General features: G+C 66.9%; 12 protein-coding genes. 8 read left to right on the top strand and 4 right to left on the bottom strand.

The genetic code is table 11. The features are described from left to right. Positions 1-15: 15 nt before the first annotated feature. Entirely contained in the window at positions 16-930 is a 915-nt protein-coding gene (locus H0X95_RS15405) for a LysR substrate-binding domain-containing protein (RefSeq protein WP_006488990.1), read from the top strand. Here the strand turns inward: H0X95_RS15405 and H0X95_RS15410 are convergent. Further along, on the bottom strand, positions 919-1,806 hold the full coding sequence (locus H0X95_RS15410) for a DMT family transporter (protein ID WP_196446099.1): 888 nt from the start codon (positions 1,804-1,806) through the stop codon (positions 919-921). The two genes, H0X95_RS15405 and H0X95_RS15410, sit on opposite strands and share 12 nt — an antisense overlap. Before the next feature lie 163 nt (positions 1,807-1,969). Beyond that, positions 1,970-2,629, bottom strand: a complete 660-nt coding sequence (locus tag H0X95_RS15415; protein WP_264832967.1) for a hypothetical protein — start codon at positions 2,627-2,629, stop codon at positions 1,970-1,972. Between H0X95_RS15415 and H0X95_RS35960 the strand changes: the two genes are divergently transcribed. Then, positions 2,606-2,956: a hypothetical protein gene (locus H0X95_RS35960; RefSeq protein ID WP_230878217.1), complete on the top strand. Its 351-nt coding sequence runs from the start codon at positions 2,606-2,608 to the stop codon at positions 2,954-2,956. The two genes, H0X95_RS15415 and H0X95_RS35960, sit on opposite strands and share 24 nt — an antisense overlap. Here H0X95_RS35960 and H0X95_RS15420 read toward each other — a convergent pair. Continuing rightward, positions 2,953-4,374 carry an aminotransferase-like domain-containing protein gene (locus H0X95_RS15420; protein WP_006498742.1) on the bottom strand — a complete coding sequence of 474 codons (1,422 nt, stop codon included), beginning with the start codon at positions 4,372-4,374 and terminating at the stop codon, positions 2,953-2,955. The genes H0X95_RS35960 and H0X95_RS15420 overlap by 4 nt on opposite strands. A gap of 275 nt (positions 4,375-4,649) precedes the next feature. Here H0X95_RS15420 and H0X95_RS15425 point away from each other — a divergent pair, with 275 nt between their 5' ends. Then, entirely contained in the window at positions 4,650-6,059 is a 1,410-nt protein-coding gene (locus H0X95_RS15425) for a discoidin domain-containing protein (protein ID WP_006498743.1), read from the top strand. 60 nt (positions 6,060-6,119) lie between these two features. Here the strand turns inward: H0X95_RS15425 and H0X95_RS15430 are convergent, their stop codons facing one another. After that, positions 6,120-7,235, bottom strand: coding sequence for a GlxA family transcriptional regulator (locus H0X95_RS15430; RefSeq protein ID WP_077175816.1), 1,116 nt, complete (start codon positions 7,233-7,235; stop codon positions 6,120-6,122). 356 nt (positions 7,236-7,591) lie between these two features. Here H0X95_RS15430 and H0X95_RS15435 point away from each other — a divergent pair, with 356 nt between their 5' ends. From H0X95_RS15435 to H0X95_RS15455, 5 genes are all read left to right on the top strand, one after another. Next, entirely contained in the window at positions 7,592-8,866 is a 1,275-nt protein-coding gene (locus H0X95_RS15435; protein WP_006488995.1) for a serine hydroxymethyltransferase, read from the top strand. Between the two features lie 39 nt (positions 8,867-8,905). Further along, on the top strand, positions 8,906-9,877 hold the full coding sequence (locus H0X95_RS15440) for a dipeptidase (protein ID WP_006488981.1): 972 nt from the start codon (positions 8,906-8,908) through the stop codon (positions 9,875-9,877). 139 nt (positions 9,878-10,016) lie between these two features. After that, complete coding sequence (locus H0X95_RS15445; protein ID WP_006488993.1) at positions 10,017-10,550, top strand: DUF5943 domain-containing protein; 534 nt, start codon at positions 10,017-10,019, stop codon at positions 10,548-10,550. A 68-nt stretch (positions 10,551-10,618) separates the two neighbouring features. Beyond that, the gene (locus H0X95_RS15450; protein WP_006488987.1) at positions 10,619-12,682 is read left to right on the top strand and encodes an NADH:flavin oxidoreductase; all 2,064 of its coding nucleotides are present in this window, start codon (positions 10,619-10,621) and stop codon (positions 12,680-12,682) included. Positions 12,683-12,685: 3 nt separating this feature from the next. Further along, positions 12,686-14,611, top strand: a complete 1,926-nt coding sequence (locus tag H0X95_RS15455) for a (Fe-S)-binding protein (protein WP_006488989.1) — start codon at positions 12,686-12,688, stop codon at positions 14,609-14,611. The last annotated feature ends 3 nt before the right edge of the window (positions 14,612-14,614 follow it).

Here is a 14,614-nt window from a genome sequence, read left to right on the forward strand (position 1 = left end):
GGCGGCGCTCCACGGATGGCCAAGTCACTTCCCCTCGCCGCGTTGCACACGTTCGTCGAAGTGGCGCGTTGCGGCAGCATGAAACAGGCGGCCGACCTGCTCTGCATTTCGCCGGGCGCCGTCAGCCAGCATGTCCGCAATCTCGAGGATCGCCTCGCCGTGCGCCTGTTCGAGCGCACCGGCCGCGAACTCGAGCTGACCGGCACCGGCCGCGCGCTGTTCGACCAGCTCGCCGGCGGCTTCAACGAGATCGAGGCCGCGTGGGCGAGCGTGCACGGCGCGAACCGGCGCATCGTCCGGCTCGCGGTGACGACCACCGCGTCGTTCGCGAACACGTGGCTCGTGCAGCGGCTCGGTTCGTTCCATGCCGCGTACCCCGAAATCGAAATCACCGTCGAGACGCGCGCGCAACTGGTCGACTTGCGCCGCGACTACGTCGACGTCGCGATCCGGCACGGGCTGGGCCGCTATCCCGGGCATGCATCGTTCCGCATCTGGACGCCGGAGCTGTGGCCCGTGTGCAGCCCGCAACTGCTGGATCCCGCGCGCCCGATCGACGCCCCCGCCGATTGCCTGTCGTACCCGCTGCTGCAGGACGCCGACCGCGCCGACTGGGTGCTGTGGCTGCGCACGCAGGGCATCGAGGACGCACGCGCGCCGCGCGGCGCGAGCTTCAGCGAGGATGCGTTGCTGATCAGGGCCGCGGTCGCCGGGCAGGGCATCGCGCTGGTGCGCGACATCTATGCGCGCGACGAAGTCGCGGCCGGGCGGCTGGTTCGCGTGCTGGCGCGGCCCTGGCCGACCGAGTTTTCTTATTACGTCGTATGCAGCGAAGTGCGCCAGCACGAGTGGAAGATCGCCGCGTTCCGCGACTGGCTGGCGCGGGAGATCGGCCGCGACGAGCGCGACGCCTCCGATCTACTGGCTTGACCCGCGCACGGCAGCCGAGGCGAAGCCCTTGAGCTTGCCGGTCGCGAGCGCCGTGCCGAGCAGGATGATCGCGCACCCGGCGACCGTCTGCACGGTGATCGTCTCGTGCAGGAAGATCGCGCCCCACACCACGCCGAAGACCGGAATCAGGAACGTGACCGACGCCGCGTATTGCGCGCCCGCACTGCGAAGCAGCCCGAAATACAGCAGGTAGGCCACCGCCGTGCAGATCGCGCCGAGCAACACCACCGCGATCCATGCGGACGCATGCACGGGACCGTGCGGCCACATCGGCAGCGCGAGCGGCACGAGTGCGACGGCCGCGAACAACTGGCTGCCGAACGCGGACACGAACGGCCGCACGTTCGCGAGCTTGCGCTTCGAGTAATGCGCCGCGAACCCGTACGACAGCGTCGCGAGCATCGCGGCGGCGATCGCGCTCGGCGCGCCGGGCGTGCCGGTGCCGAGCGCCGAACCGGCGAGCACGACGACCCCGGCGAAGCCGAGCGCGAGGCCGATCGCCTGCGGTTTCGTCAGCGGCGCGCGCAGCCACACGTACGCGACGATCGCGGTCCACAGCGGGGTCGTTGCATTCAGGATCGAATCGGTGCCGGCCGTCACGAACAGGGCCGCATAGGTCAGCAGGCAGAATGGCAGCGCCGAGTTCGCGATGCCGACGACGAACAGCGGCACGACGTGCGCGCGGAATTCGTGCCGCGCTTGCGCATCGCGCAGCACCGGGGACAACAGCACGGCCGCGATCGCGACGCGCAATGCGATCAGCGGGACGACGCCGAATTCCGGCGCGCCCATGCGCATGAACAGGAAGGACGCGCTCCAGATGGCAGCCAGGGTCACGAGCTGCAGTGCATTCATCGACAGACTCCGTTCGGTGGATCGGACTGCGCCGGCGTGCGATACGCGCCGGCGCGGGCGAATGACCCATTGAACGTCATGCGTCCGTCGCGGCACAAACGAGGTTTCGTGAGGGGCGGTTTAGAAAATTGAATCGACGGGCACGCGGGCCCGGATCGCGCGCTCAGTGGCCGCGATAGAGCTTCGCGAGTTCGGCGTTGCTGGCCGCGGCGCGACGTGTCCGCCCGGTGTGCAGGCTGACGCGGCGGATCGCACGCGTGCGATGGGCGGTGTCGCGGTTGCCTTTCCAGTCGGCGACGCGGACCGCGCCGGTGCGCGTCCGGTCAGGCGCGCGCAACGACGGCGCGGCCTGTGCAACCGCCATCCGGCGCGCGGGTTTGCCGGCGAGCGGGGCGTCCTGTGGCGGATTGGCCAGTGGCGGACGGGCTGCCACCGCCGTTTCATCGGTCGAATGAAACGGGTAGACGGGTGCCGGCACGACCGGTATCAATGGCTCGTTCGACGCTTGAAGTACGGCTCCGGTCGCGACGGCGCCCGGCACACCGGAGCCCCGACAGACGGGATCGGCCTCGCAGGTCTGGTCGACCATCACGTAGCCGCCGACCAGCAGCACGAGCGTCAGTATGCTCAGGATTGGCGCGCTCGATGCGCGCGGCCGCTGGAAAGCCGCGTTGCGCAGCGCTCGGGCGACGCGCGACGACCATGTATGGAACGACCGCGGCGCATGCGCGGCACGCGCGTCGGCCGGTGTGTGGCCAATCGACTCGAACGGCCAGTTCCACTGACCGCAGACGGGGCAATGCTCGAGCGCGCGGAACGCCACGAAACCGCATTCGCGGCAGCGGCAGCGGCAGCAAGCGGCGTGCCGCGATTCGGCGCGCGTGTTCAGCACGGCCCGCCAGGCATCGCGCGCGCGGACACGCCGGTTGGGCAGGACGCGCATCGTCAGCGACCGGCGCGCGCCATCGTCGGGTTACACATCGGCGGTCGTTCGCATGCGGTGTTCATGTCATTCTCCATAACATCGGACGCGTGGAACCCGTTCGTCCGCGGCTGCCTGCCGCTTCATTCTTGGTCGTTCGCGCGTGAAACGCAAGGCGCATGTCGCGCGTCGCGTGCCGCACATTTCGTGCCGCCCGTCTCGTGCTAGCCGCCGTGCCGTTGCCGGGACGCGAGCGTGCCGAGCGTCTCCAGCGCGCGCTCGACGGCCGGTGTCCACGGCCGCCCGTAGTTGAGCCGCAGATAGCGGCGAAAGCCGCCGGTCGCGGAGAAGATCGGCCCGGGCGCGATGCTGACACCGCTCTCCATCGCGTCGTCGAACAGGTGCATCGCATCCATGTGCGGCGGCAGTTCGATCCACAGAAAATATCCGCCGCGCGGCGCGAACACTTCGGTGTCAGCCGGAAAATACGCGCGCACGGCCGACAGCATCTGAGCCTGGTGCGCGGCGAGATTGCGTCGCAGCTTGCGCAGGAACCGGTCGTATGCGCCGTCGCGCAGGTAACTCGAAATCGCCATCTGCGCGGGTACGTCGGCGGCCGGCCCGCTCGCGCCTTTGGCCTGACGGATCTGCCGCACGAAGCGGCCGGCCGCGACCCAGCCGATCCGGAACCCGGGCGCGAGACATTTCGAGAACGACCCGCAATGCAGGACGAGCCCGCTGTCGTCATACAGTTTCGCGGGGCGCGTGGGGGCCGTGCCGAACTGCAGTTCGCCATACACGTCGTCCTCGATCAGCGGCACGCCGCGCGACGCGAGCAGCTCGATCAGCGCGCGCTTGCGCTCGTCGGTCAGCGTCGCGCCGGTCGGATTGTGGAACGACGTCATGAACCAGCACGCGCGCACCGGATGCGTGTCGAGCGCTTCGGCGAGCGCGTCGAGATCGAGCCCCGTGCGCGGGTCGACCGGAATCTCGACGGCCTTCAGGTGCAGGCACTGGACGACCTGCAGCACCGCGTGGAATGCCGGCCGTTCGATCGCGACGATGTCGCCCGGGCGCGTCAGCGCCTGCAGGCTGAGCGTCAGTGCCTCGATCGCTCCCGTCGTGATGACGATCTCCTCCAGCGGCAGCGACGCGCCCGCATTCAGGTAACGCAACGCGATCTGGCGGCGCAGCGCGTCGTAGCCGGGCGGCAAGCCCGCCAATAGCTTGCCGCGGTCCATGTTGCGGGCGGCCGACGCGACGTGACGCCACAGGCTGCTCATCGGGAACAGCGAATAGCTCGCGAATGCCGAGCCGAGCGGCACGACGTCGTCGCATTTGAGCGAGTCGAGCAGGCGGAACAACGCGTCGTCGTCGCCGGTTTGTGCCGCACCTGGCTTGCGCGGCGGATCGTGGCCGAACCGCACGTGCTTGTCGGCCAGGTTCGCCACGAAATAGCCGGAGCGCGCCCGCGCGACGATCAGGCCCTCGCTTTCGAGCGCGTAGTACGCGCGAAACACGGTGGACGGACTCACGCGATACGCGCGGCATGCCGCTCGCACGGTCGGGATGCGCGCGCCGGCCGCGAGGTCGCCGCGCCGGATGGCGTCGGCGATCGTCTGTGCCAGCACCGCATAGCGCTTCATGCCTGTCCCCCGGGCCGATCGGGCCTCGATGACAAAGAGTAGTACGGCAGCCGTCACGTGCAAGCGCGCCCCAAATCGCTGATCCGTATGTTTCAGGCGTCCTCTGATCCTTTTCTTTCGTCTGACCAGAAGGCACACTCCCGCAAGTTTTGTTCCCGATGTCCGACCGATACGGAATTCACGCTGCCCGACGGCGGATCCGTGGCGCCCGCGCTTTCCGCGCGGGTCCTTTTCTGCGGCCGTCCTAGTCCTTACCTTACCCGGAAGTATCCAGCGTGAAATTGAAGACCCTCGTCGCGGGCCTCGTGGCCGGCCTCGCCCTCAACCTGTTCAGCGGCGTGGCAGCCGCAGCCTGCGTCAACAATCCCGCCGCCCAGCCGAATGCGACGTTCCCCGCCGCGCTGACCGGCAAGCTCGTCTATCACAGCTACGTCAAGTACGGCGACGGCACGAGCCAGCTGTTCCTCTACGATTTCTCGGCCCGCACGCTGACGCAACTCAGCAAGAGCGCGTGGGGCATCACCGATCCGATGAACGGCGTGTTCAGTCCCGACGGCAAGTGGCTCGCGTTCATGGGGATCAGCAACGGCGCATGGAACGTGTTCATGCTGCAGCTCGGCGCCGGCACGCCGCCCGTCAACATGACGCACAGCACGGGCGCCACGCGCAACGAAGACCCGAAGTTCAGCGCGGACGGCAAGACGCTCGTGTTCAAGCAGAACGGCGACGTCAAGCAGGCGACGCTGTCGTACACGAGCGCGGGCCCGGTGTTCACGTCGATCGTGAGCCTGACGAACGCGCCGGCCGGCGCCGAATACTCGATGCCGTTCCTCGCGCCGGACGCGAGCGCCGTGTACTACGCGACCGGCACCGGCTCGAACATGGGGCTGATGAAGCGCACGATCGCGACCGGCGTCACCGCCGTGTTCGATCGTCCGGCCGGGCTGCAGACGTACTACCCGACCGTGCGTGCGGACGGCATGGTGTACTACGCGCGCTGGAAGGACAGCGGCGGGGCCGACCAGATCTACGCGAAGACGGCCGACCCGGCGTCGACGCCGAGCGCGCTGGCGCTCAACGACTGCATGAGCAACAACTCGGACCCGGCGCCTGTCAGTGGTACGAACTACCTGTTCTTCTCGTCGACGACGGCGGGCGGCTATCAGCTCTACGTCGGCGACGTGTCGACCGGCCAGCGCTGGAGCCTGTCGCAGTTCGGCGTGAATGCGGATGCGACGAAGGCGAAGCTCGGGGCGAACTACTACGGCGGCCCGGCCGCGGCGCGCACGCTGCTGTCGCAGGGGCGGCCGGCCGCGGCGTCGGCGAGCTACAACGCGTCGCTCACGCCGGACAAGGCATTCGACGGCAACACGACGAGCACGCGCTGGGATTCGCCGGAAGGCGCGGGCGTCGATCCGCAGTGGATCTCCGTCGATCTCGGCGCGACGAAGACGATCAGCAGCATCGATCTGTACTGGGACGCGGGCGCGCTCGTCTACCAGATCCAGACGTCGAACGACAATGCGAACTGGACGACGATCTACTCGACGAGCAACGGCGTGTCGTACGGCCATGTGACGCTGCCGAACCTGAACGGGCAGGGCCGTTACGTGCGGATGCTCGGCACGAAGCGGGCGACGCAGTGGGGGTACTCGCTCGATGAAATGCAGGTGTGGGGATCGTAAGTACCAGCAAAAAGCGGCCTTGATTGAAGGCCGCTTTTTTTGCTTCAAATGCTGCCCGCTTCACGCATGCAGCACATGCGCCGGAAACGCCGGCGCTGCACTCGCCGCCCCCTGCGCGAGCGGCGCGACCTGCTTGCGGCGCTCGCGCGTCGGCGCGACGCCGAACGCGTCGCGATAGCTCTTGCTGAAGTGGCATGCCGACTGGAACCCGCACGCCATCGTGATGTGCATGATCGACATGTCGGTCTGCAGCAGCAGCTCGCGCGCGCGGCGCAGCCGCAACGTCAGGTAGTAGTGCGTCGGCGTCATCCCGAGATGCTCGCGGAAGAGGCGCTGCAACTGCCGCTGCGACATGTTCGCGAGCCGCGCGAGTTCCTCGCGCGACAGCGGCTCCTCGATGTTGTTCTCCATCAGCGCGATCACTTCGAACAACGACTTGTTTGCCGAGCCGAGGCGCGCGACGAGCGGCATGCGCTGCTGCGCGCTCGTGTCGCGCACGTGTTCGACGATGAACTGCTCGGCGATCTGCGTGACGCGTGCGGTGCCGACGCGCGCGGCGATCAGGTTCAGCATCATGTCGAGCGGCGCGACGCCGCCCGTGCACGTGATGCGGTCGCGGTCGATCACGAACAGTTCCTTCAGGAAGCGCGTGTCCGGAAACTCCTCCTTCAGCGCCGACATGTTCTCCCAGTGGATCGCGCATGCGTAGCCCGCGAGCAGCCCCGACTTCGCGAGCGCATAGGTGCCCGTGCACAGGCTGCCGAGCGGGATGCCCGCGCGCGCGAAGCGGCGCAGGGTCGAAAGATGGGCAGGCGTGGTCGCACGCTGCACGTCGACGCCGCCGCAGACGAACACGATGTCGGGTTGCCCCGCGCATTCGGCCGGGCCCGTATCGACCGTGAGGCCGTTGCTCGCCGTGACCGGGCCGCCGTCCGGACTGATCACCGACCAGCGGTAGAGCGGCTGGCCGCTCAGGTAGTTCGCCATCCGAAGCACCTCGATCGCATTGGTGAACGCGATCATCGTGAAGTTCGGTAAAGGCATGAACGCGAAGTGGGACAGCGACGCTGTGCGGTCGGGCGACATGGGGAGCGTTCCTTGAATCTCTAATAGCTTTTCGCCCGGGGCACGGATCGGGCTGCGGTATTGTGTGAGCGAGCGCAACAAGCGTGCCATACGGCTAAACCCTAGCTCCATACGTTGTCTGGGCGTAAGGCCGATGCTGCACTGCACCGTATCCGGGACAAGCCGCACCCCGAATGAGCGGCAAACGCACTGCCGGTGTGCGTGTCCATAGGTGAATCATCGATACCGTTTCGGCAGGTCATCCCGAAAAGCACGACCGGTCACTTGTATAAAACGGACGTGCATGGCGGAAAAGGCAAAGAACGCGTCTAAATTCATCAATCCGCCGAAAATCCGAACGACAAGAATAGAGCCGTCGGCAGCCTTGCACTGGACGAGCGGGAAACCCAGGCACGGCGGGCCTTGAGCTTCGGTTACAGCCCTTTATTCTTCGTCACGGACGCACTATGTCGAACACCCAGCCTTTCTTCTCGCAGCCCCTTGCCGAGCGCGACGCGCCGGTGCGCAGCGCCATCCTGAAGGAACTCGAGCGTCAGCAGTCGCAGGTCGAGCTGATCGCGTCGGAAAACATCGTGTCGCGCGCCGTGCTCGAGGCGCAGGGCTCGGTACTGACCAACAAGTACGCGGAAGGCTATCCCGGCAAGCGCTACTACGGCGGCTGCGAATTCGCCGATGAAGTCGAGGCGCTCGCGATCGACCGCGTGAAGCAGATCTTCAACGCCGGCTATGCGAACGTACAGCCGCACTCGGGCGCGCAGGCGAACGGCTCGGTGATGCTCGCGCTGGCGAAGCCGGGCGACACGGTGCTCGGCATGTCGCTCGACGCGGGTGGTCACCTGACGCACGGCGCGAAGCCGGCGCTGTCGGGCAAGTGGTTCAACGCGGTCCAGTACGGCGTGAACCGCGACACGATGCGGATCGATTACGACCAGGTCGAGGCGCTCGCGCACGAGCACAAGCCGAACCTCATCATCGCCGGCTTTTCGGCGTACCCGCGCGCGCTCGACTTCGCACGCTTTCGTGCGATCGCCGACAGCGTCGGCGCGAAGTTGATGGTCGACATGGCGCACATCGCGGGCGTGATCGCCGCGGGCCGCCACGCGAACCCGGTCGAGCACGCGCACGTCGTCACGTCGACCACGCACAAGACGCTGCGCGGCCCGCGCGGCGGCTTCGTGCTGACCAACGACGAGGAGATCGCGAAGAAGATCAACTCGGCCGTGTTCCCCGGCCTGCAAGGCGGCCCGCTGATGCACGTGATCGCCGGCAAGGCGGTGGCGTTCGGCGAGGTGCTGCACGCGGACTTCAAGACCTACATCGACAACGTGCTCGCGAACGCGCAGGCGCTCGGCGAAGTGCTGAAGGCCGGCGGCGTCGATCTCGTCACGGGCGGCACCGACAACCATCTGCTGCTGGTCGACCTGCGCCCGAAGGGCCTGAAAGGTGCGCCGGTCGAGCAGGCGCTGGAACGCGCGGGCATCACCTGCAACAAGAACGGCATCCCGTTCGACACCGAGAAGCCGACCGTCACGTCGGGCATTCGCCTCGGCACGCCGGCGGGGACGACGCGCGGTTTCGGCGTCGCGGAGTTCCGCGAGATCGGCCGCCTGATCCTCGAAGTGTTCGACGCGCTGCGCGCGAACCCGGAAGGGGACCACGCAACCGAACAGCGCGTGCGCCGCGAGATCTTCGCGCTGTGCGAGCGCTTCCCGATCTACTGATCGACCCCCACAAGAACAGTCACACGAGCGAGAGCAGATATGAGCACGCTGCATCAGGACAGCATCATCATCGACGGACTGAACATCTCGAAGTTCGAGAAGCCGGTGTTCGAGGACATGCGCCGTGGCGGCATCACGGCCGCGAACTGCACGGTGTCGGTGTGGGAGAACTTCACCAAGACCGTCGACAACATCGGCGTGATGAAGAAGAAGATCCGCGACAACGGCGAGCTGCTGACGCTCGTGCGCACGACGGACGACATCTTCCGCGCGAAGAAGGAAGGCAAGACCGGGATCATCCTGGGCTTCCAGAACGCGCATGCGTTCGAGGACAACCTCGGCTACATCGAAGCGTTCGCCGACATGGGCGTGCGCGTCGTGCAGCTTTGCTACAACACGCAGAACCTGGTCGGCACCGGTTGCTACGAGCGCGACGGCGGCCTGTCGGACTTCGGGCGCGAAGTGATCACCGAGATGAACCGCGTCGGCATCATGGTCGACCTGTCGCACGTGGGCGGCAACACGTCGTCGGAAGCGATCGCGTTCTCGAAGAAGCCGGTGTGCTATTCGCACTGCCTGCCGTCGGGCCTGAAGGAGCATCCGCGCAACAAGAGCGACGCGCAGCTGAAGGAGATCGCCGATGCGGGCGGCTTCGTCGGCGTGACGATGTTCGCGCCGTTCCTGAAGCGCGGGATCGAAGCGAACATCGACGACTACATCGAGGCGATCGACTACGTCGTGAACCTGATCGGCGAGGACGCGGTCGGCATCGGCACGGACTTCACGCAGGATTTCGCGAAGGAATTCTTCGACATGCTGACGCATGACAAGGGCCGCTATCGCCAGCTGACGAACTTCGGCAAGGTGATCAACCCGGACGGCATCCGCACGATCGGAGAATTCCCGAACCTGACCGCGGCGATGGAACGCCACGGCTGGAAGGAGTCGCGTATCCGCAAGATCATGGGCGAGAACTGGGTGCGCGTGTTCAAGGACGTGTGGGGCGCGTAAGCGCCACCCCCGCCGAACCCGCTACTCGCGTTTCAACATAAAAAAATCGGGACGTGCCAACGCTTGCCGCGTTGGCGCGCGGACGATGTCGCGCCTGCGCACTGAACCGCGCGGCCACTTTCCTCACGGAGTCACCACGATGCAACCGCAACTGCCGATCAACGTCGATCCCGATACCGGCGTCTGGACCACCGACGCGCTGCCGATGCTGTACGTGCCGCGCCACTTCTTCACGAACAACCACGTCGCCGTCGAGGAAGCGCTCGGCGTCGAAGCGTATGCCGAAATCCTCTACAAGGCCGGCTACAAGTCCGCGTACCACTGGTGCGACAAGGAAGCGAAGCTGCACGGCCTGACCGGCATGGCCGTGTTCGAGCACTACCTGAAGCGCCTGTCGCAACGCGGCTGGGGCCTGTTCTCGATCATTGAGGCCGATCCGGCGAGCGCCCGCGCGAAGATCGAACTGCGCCACTCGTCGTTCGTGCTCCAGCAGCCGGGCAAGGAAGGCAAGCTCTGCTACATGTTCGCGGGCTGGTTCGCCGGCGCGATGGACTGGGTCAACGACACGACGCCGGAAGGCAAGGGCGCCCCGCGCGCGCAATCGAAGGAAGTGCAGTGTGCGGCCGAGCATCACGACCACTGCGTCTTCGAAGTGTCGCCGATCGCGCACTGATGCATTGATTCACTGAAACAGAACAACACCCGCAACACGAGACATTCGAACGCCAGAGGTCGCCAGCGATGCGTTATCCCCACCTGTTCAAACCCATGCAGCTGAACCAGCTGACGCTGCGCAACCGGATCGTCAGCACCGCGCACGCGGAGGTGTACGCCGAGCCGGGCGGCCTGCCGGGCGACCGCTATATCCGCTACTACGAAGAAAAGGCGAAGGGCGGCGTCGGCCTGGCCATCTGCGGCGGTTCGAGCCCGGTGTCGATCGACAGCCCGCAGGGCTGGTGGAAATCGGTGAACCTGTCGACCGACAAGATCATCGACCCGCTCACGCGCCTGGCCGACACGATGCACAAGCACGGCGCGAAAATCATGATCCAGGCGACGCACATGGGCCGCCGCTCGTCGTTCCACGGCGAGCACTGGCCGCACCTGATGTCGCCGTCGGGCGTGCGCGAACCCGTGCACCGCGGCAATGCGAAGATCATCGAGATCGAGGAAATCCGCCGCATCATCGGTGATTTCGCGGCGGCCGCGAAGCGCGTGAAGGCGGCCGGCATGGACGGCATCGAAATCTCCGCCGCGCACCAGCACCTGATCGACCAGTTCTGGAGCAAGCGTTCGAACCATCGCACCGACGAATGGGGCGGCAGCCTCGAAAACCGCCTGCGCTTCGGCATCGAAGTGCTGACGGCCGTGCGCGAGGCGGTCGGCAAGGATTTCTGCGTCGGCCTGCGCATGTGCGGCGACGAATTCCACGAGGACGGCCTCGATCACGAGGCGCTGAAGGAAATCGCGCAGGCGATGTCGGAGACGGGCCTGATCGACTACCTGAGCGTGGTCGGCTCGGGCGGCGACACGCACAACACGATCGCCAACTGCATGCCGCCGATGGCGTTGCCGCCGGAGCCGTTCGTGCACCTCGCGGCCGGCATCAAGTCGGTCGTGAAGATCCCGGTGATGCACGCGCAGAGCATCCGCGATGCGGGCCAGGCCGAGCGCCTGCTCGCGAACGGGATGATCGACCTGGTCGGCATGACGCGCGCGCAGATCGCCGATCCGCACATGGTGATCAAGATCCGCGACGGCCGCGAGGACGAAATCAAGCAGTGCGTCGGCGCGAACTACTGTATCGACCGTCAGTACAACGGCCTCGACGTGCTGTGCATCCAGAACGCGGCGACGTCGCGCGAAGCGACGATGCCGCACATCATCGAGAAGTCGCGTGGCCCGAAGCGCAAGGTCGTGGTGGTCGGCGCGGGCCCCGCGGGCCTGGAGGCGGCGCGTGTCGCGAAGCTGCGCGGCCACGACGTCGTGCTGTTCGAGAAGAACGCGGAAGTGGGCGGCCAGGTGATGATCGCCGCGAAGGCGCCGCAGCGCGAACAGATGTCGGGGATCATCCGCTGGTTCGACATGGAAACGAAGCGTCTGGGCGTCGACCGGCGCCTCGGCGTGGCCGCCGACGAGAAGATGATCATGGCCGAGAAGCCGGACATCGTCGTGCTCGCGACGGGCGGGTCGAGCTTCACGTGGCAGGTGCCGGCGTGGGGCGTGGCCGAAGGCCTCGCGGTCAGCTCGTGGGACATCCTGACCGGCAAGGTCGAGCCGAAGCAGAACGTGCTGCTGTTCGACGGCGTGAGCACGCATGCCGGCGCGGGCGTGGCCGACTTCATGGCGAGCCGTGGCTCGAAGGTCGAGGTGGTGACGCCCGACGTGAAGGTGGCCGACGACTGCGGCGGCACGACGTTCCCGATTTTCTACCGTCGCCTGTACGCGTTCGGCGTGATTCCGACGCCGAACACGATGCTCGATCGCGTCTATGAAGAGAACGGCAAGATGATCGCCGTGCTGCGCAACGAGTACACCGAGGAGCTGGAAGAGCGCGCGGTCGACCAGGTGGTGATCGAGAACGGTTCGTCGCCGAACGACGAGCTGTACTGGAAGCTCAAGCCGGAATCGGTGAACCGCGGCCAGATCGATCCGCACACGCTGTTCGCGGCCGAGCCGCAACCGTGCCTGTCGGAAGAGCTCGGCAACGGCCGTTTCCTGCTGTTCCGTGTCGGCGACTGCATCTCGATGCACAACGTCCACGGTGCGATCTACGACTCGCTGCGTCTCGTGAAGGATTTCTAAAAGATGAACCCGTCCTTCCTCATTACCGCCCTGTTGTGGCTGTCGGTGGCGGGGCTCGCGTTCGCGGTCGCGAAGCGCTCGTCCTACTGGCGTCTGGGTCGCGCGACGGCGCCCGGCTCGTTCGGCGTCGCGAACCTGTTCGCGATTCCGAAGCGTTATTTCGTCGACCTGCACCACGTGGTCGCCCGCGATCCGTACATCGCGAAGACTCACGTCGCGACCGCCGGCGGCGCGATCGGCGCGCTCGCGCTGGTGTTCGTCAACTACGGCCTCGCGATCTACTCGCCGTGGCTCGACAAGCTGATCTTCGTCGCGGCGCTCGCGATGCTGGTCGGCGCGGTGTTCGTGTGGCGCCGCCGCGCGGCGAAGGACGTGCCGGCGCGCCTGTCGCGCGGCCCGTGGAACACGCTGCCCTGGCTGCTCGGTTCGTTCGCGCTCGGCCTCGTGCTGTTCATGCTGGTGCCGACCGGCGCGATGTCGGGTGCGTTCGCGGTGCTCTGCGCGCTGCTGATCGGCATCGGCGCGTTCACGATGACGGTCGGCGCCGCGAAGGGCGGCCCGATGAAGCACGCGATCGCCGGCCTGCTGCATCTCGCGTTCCACCCGCGCCAGGAGCGTTTCGCGGCCACCCGTGAATCGTTCACCGGCAACGGCACGGCCACGCCGCCGACCGCACTGAAGCTGCCGGACATCGAGCATCAGGAGTACGGCGTCGCGAAGCCGGTCGAATTCCGCTGGAATCAGTTGCTGAGCTTCGACGCATGCGTGCAGTGCGGCAAGTGCGAAGCCGCGTGCCCCGCGTTCGCGTCGGGCCAGCCGCTGAATCCGAAGAAGCTGATCCAGGATCTCGTGGTCGGGATGGCCGGCGGCACCGATGCGGCGTACGCGGGCAGCCCGACGCCGGGCCTCGCGGTCGGCCAGCATCGCGGCGAGCCGAACGGCCCGATCGTGTCGGGCCTGATCGAGGAGCAGACGCTGTGGTCGTGCACGACCTGTCGCGCATGCGTGCAGGAATGCCCGATGCTGATCGAGCACGTCGACGCGATCGTCGACATGCGCCGCAACCGCACGCTCGTGCACGGCACGGTGCCGGGCAAGGGCCAGGAAGTGCTCGCGAACCTGCGCGAGACGGGCACGATGGGCGGCTACGACACGGCCGCGCGCTACGACTGGTCGGTCGACCTGAGCGCGCCGGTCGCGCAGCCGGGCAAGCCGGTCGACGTGCTGTTCGTCGCGGGCGAAGGCGCGTTCGACATGCGCTACCAGCGTACGCTGCGCGCGTTCGTCAAGGTGCTGAACAAGGCGGGCGTCGATTACGCGGTGCTTGGCCCGACCGAGACCGACACGGGCGACGTCGCCCGCCGGCTCGGCGACGAAGCGACGTTCCAGCAGATGGCGAAGCGCCTGATCGGCACGCTCGGCACGCTGTCGTACCAGCAGATCGTGACGGCCGACCCGCACGTGATGCACAGCCTGCGCAACGAATACCGTGCGCTCGGGCTGCGCGTGACGGTCAAGCATCACACGACCTATCTGGCCGAACTCGCCGACAGCGGCAAGATCGCGCCGAAGGCGGTCGAGGCGCTGCAGGAGAAGCGCACCACGTATCACGATCCGTGCTACCTCGGCCGCTACAACGGCGAGATCGAAGCACCGCGCAAGCTGTTGAAGACGATCGGCATCCAGGTCGTCGAGATGGAGCGCAACGGCATGCGCGGCCGCTGCTGCGGCGGTGGCGGCGGTGCGCCGCTGACCGACATCCCCGGCAAGCAGCGCATTCCGGACATCCGCATCGCCGACGCGCGCACGATCGGCGCGGACGTGGTCGCGGTTGCGTGCCCGAACTGCACGGCCATGCTCGAAGGTGTCGTGGGCCCGCGCCCCGACGTGCTCGACGTCGCCGAACTCGTCGCTGCCTCGCTGGAGTGAATC

Source organism: Burkholderia sp. 9779_493, from assembly GCF_015712215.1.
GTDB classification, from domain to species: domain Bacteria; phylum Pseudomonadota; class Gammaproteobacteria; order Burkholderiales; family Burkholderiaceae; genus Burkholderia; species Burkholderia cenocepacia.

Bases quoted from the DNA above. Each gene is read 5' to 3' on its own strand.
- H0X95_RS15405 (WP_006488990.1), top strand. From the start codon at position 16: ATGGCCAAGTCACTTCCCCTCGCCGCGTTGCACACGTTCGTCGAAGTG.
- H0X95_RS15410 (WP_196446099.1), bottom strand. From the start codon at position 1,806: ATGAATGCACTGCAGCTCGTGACCCTGGCTGCCATCTGGAGCGCGTCC.
- H0X95_RS35960 (WP_230878217.1), top strand. From the start codon at position 2,606: ATGCTCGAGCGCGCGGAACGCCACGAAACCGCATTCGCGGCAGCGGCA.
- H0X95_RS15420 (WP_006498742.1), bottom strand. From the start codon at position 4,374: ATGAAGCGCTATGCGGTGCTGGCACAGACGATCGCCGACGCCATCCGG.
- H0X95_RS15430 (WP_077175816.1), bottom strand. From the start codon at position 7,235: ATGGCACGCTTGTTGCGCTCGCTCACACAATACCGCAGCCCGATCCGT.
- H0X95_RS15435 (WP_006488995.1), top strand. From the start codon at position 7,592: ATGTCGAACACCCAGCCTTTCTTCTCGCAGCCCCTTGCCGAGCGCGAC.
- H0X95_RS15440 (WP_006488981.1), top strand. From the start codon at position 8,906: ATGAGCACGCTGCATCAGGACAGCATCATCATCGACGGACTGAACATC.
- H0X95_RS15445 (WP_006488993.1), top strand. From the start codon at position 10,017: ATGCAACCGCAACTGCCGATCAACGTCGATCCCGATACCGGCGTCTGG.
- H0X95_RS15450 (WP_006488987.1), top strand. From the start codon at position 10,619: ATGCGTTATCCCCACCTGTTCAAACCCATGCAGCTGAACCAGCTGACG.
- H0X95_RS15455 (WP_006488989.1), top strand. From the start codon at position 12,686: ATGAACCCGTCCTTCCTCATTACCGCCCTGTTGTGGCTGTCGGTGGCG.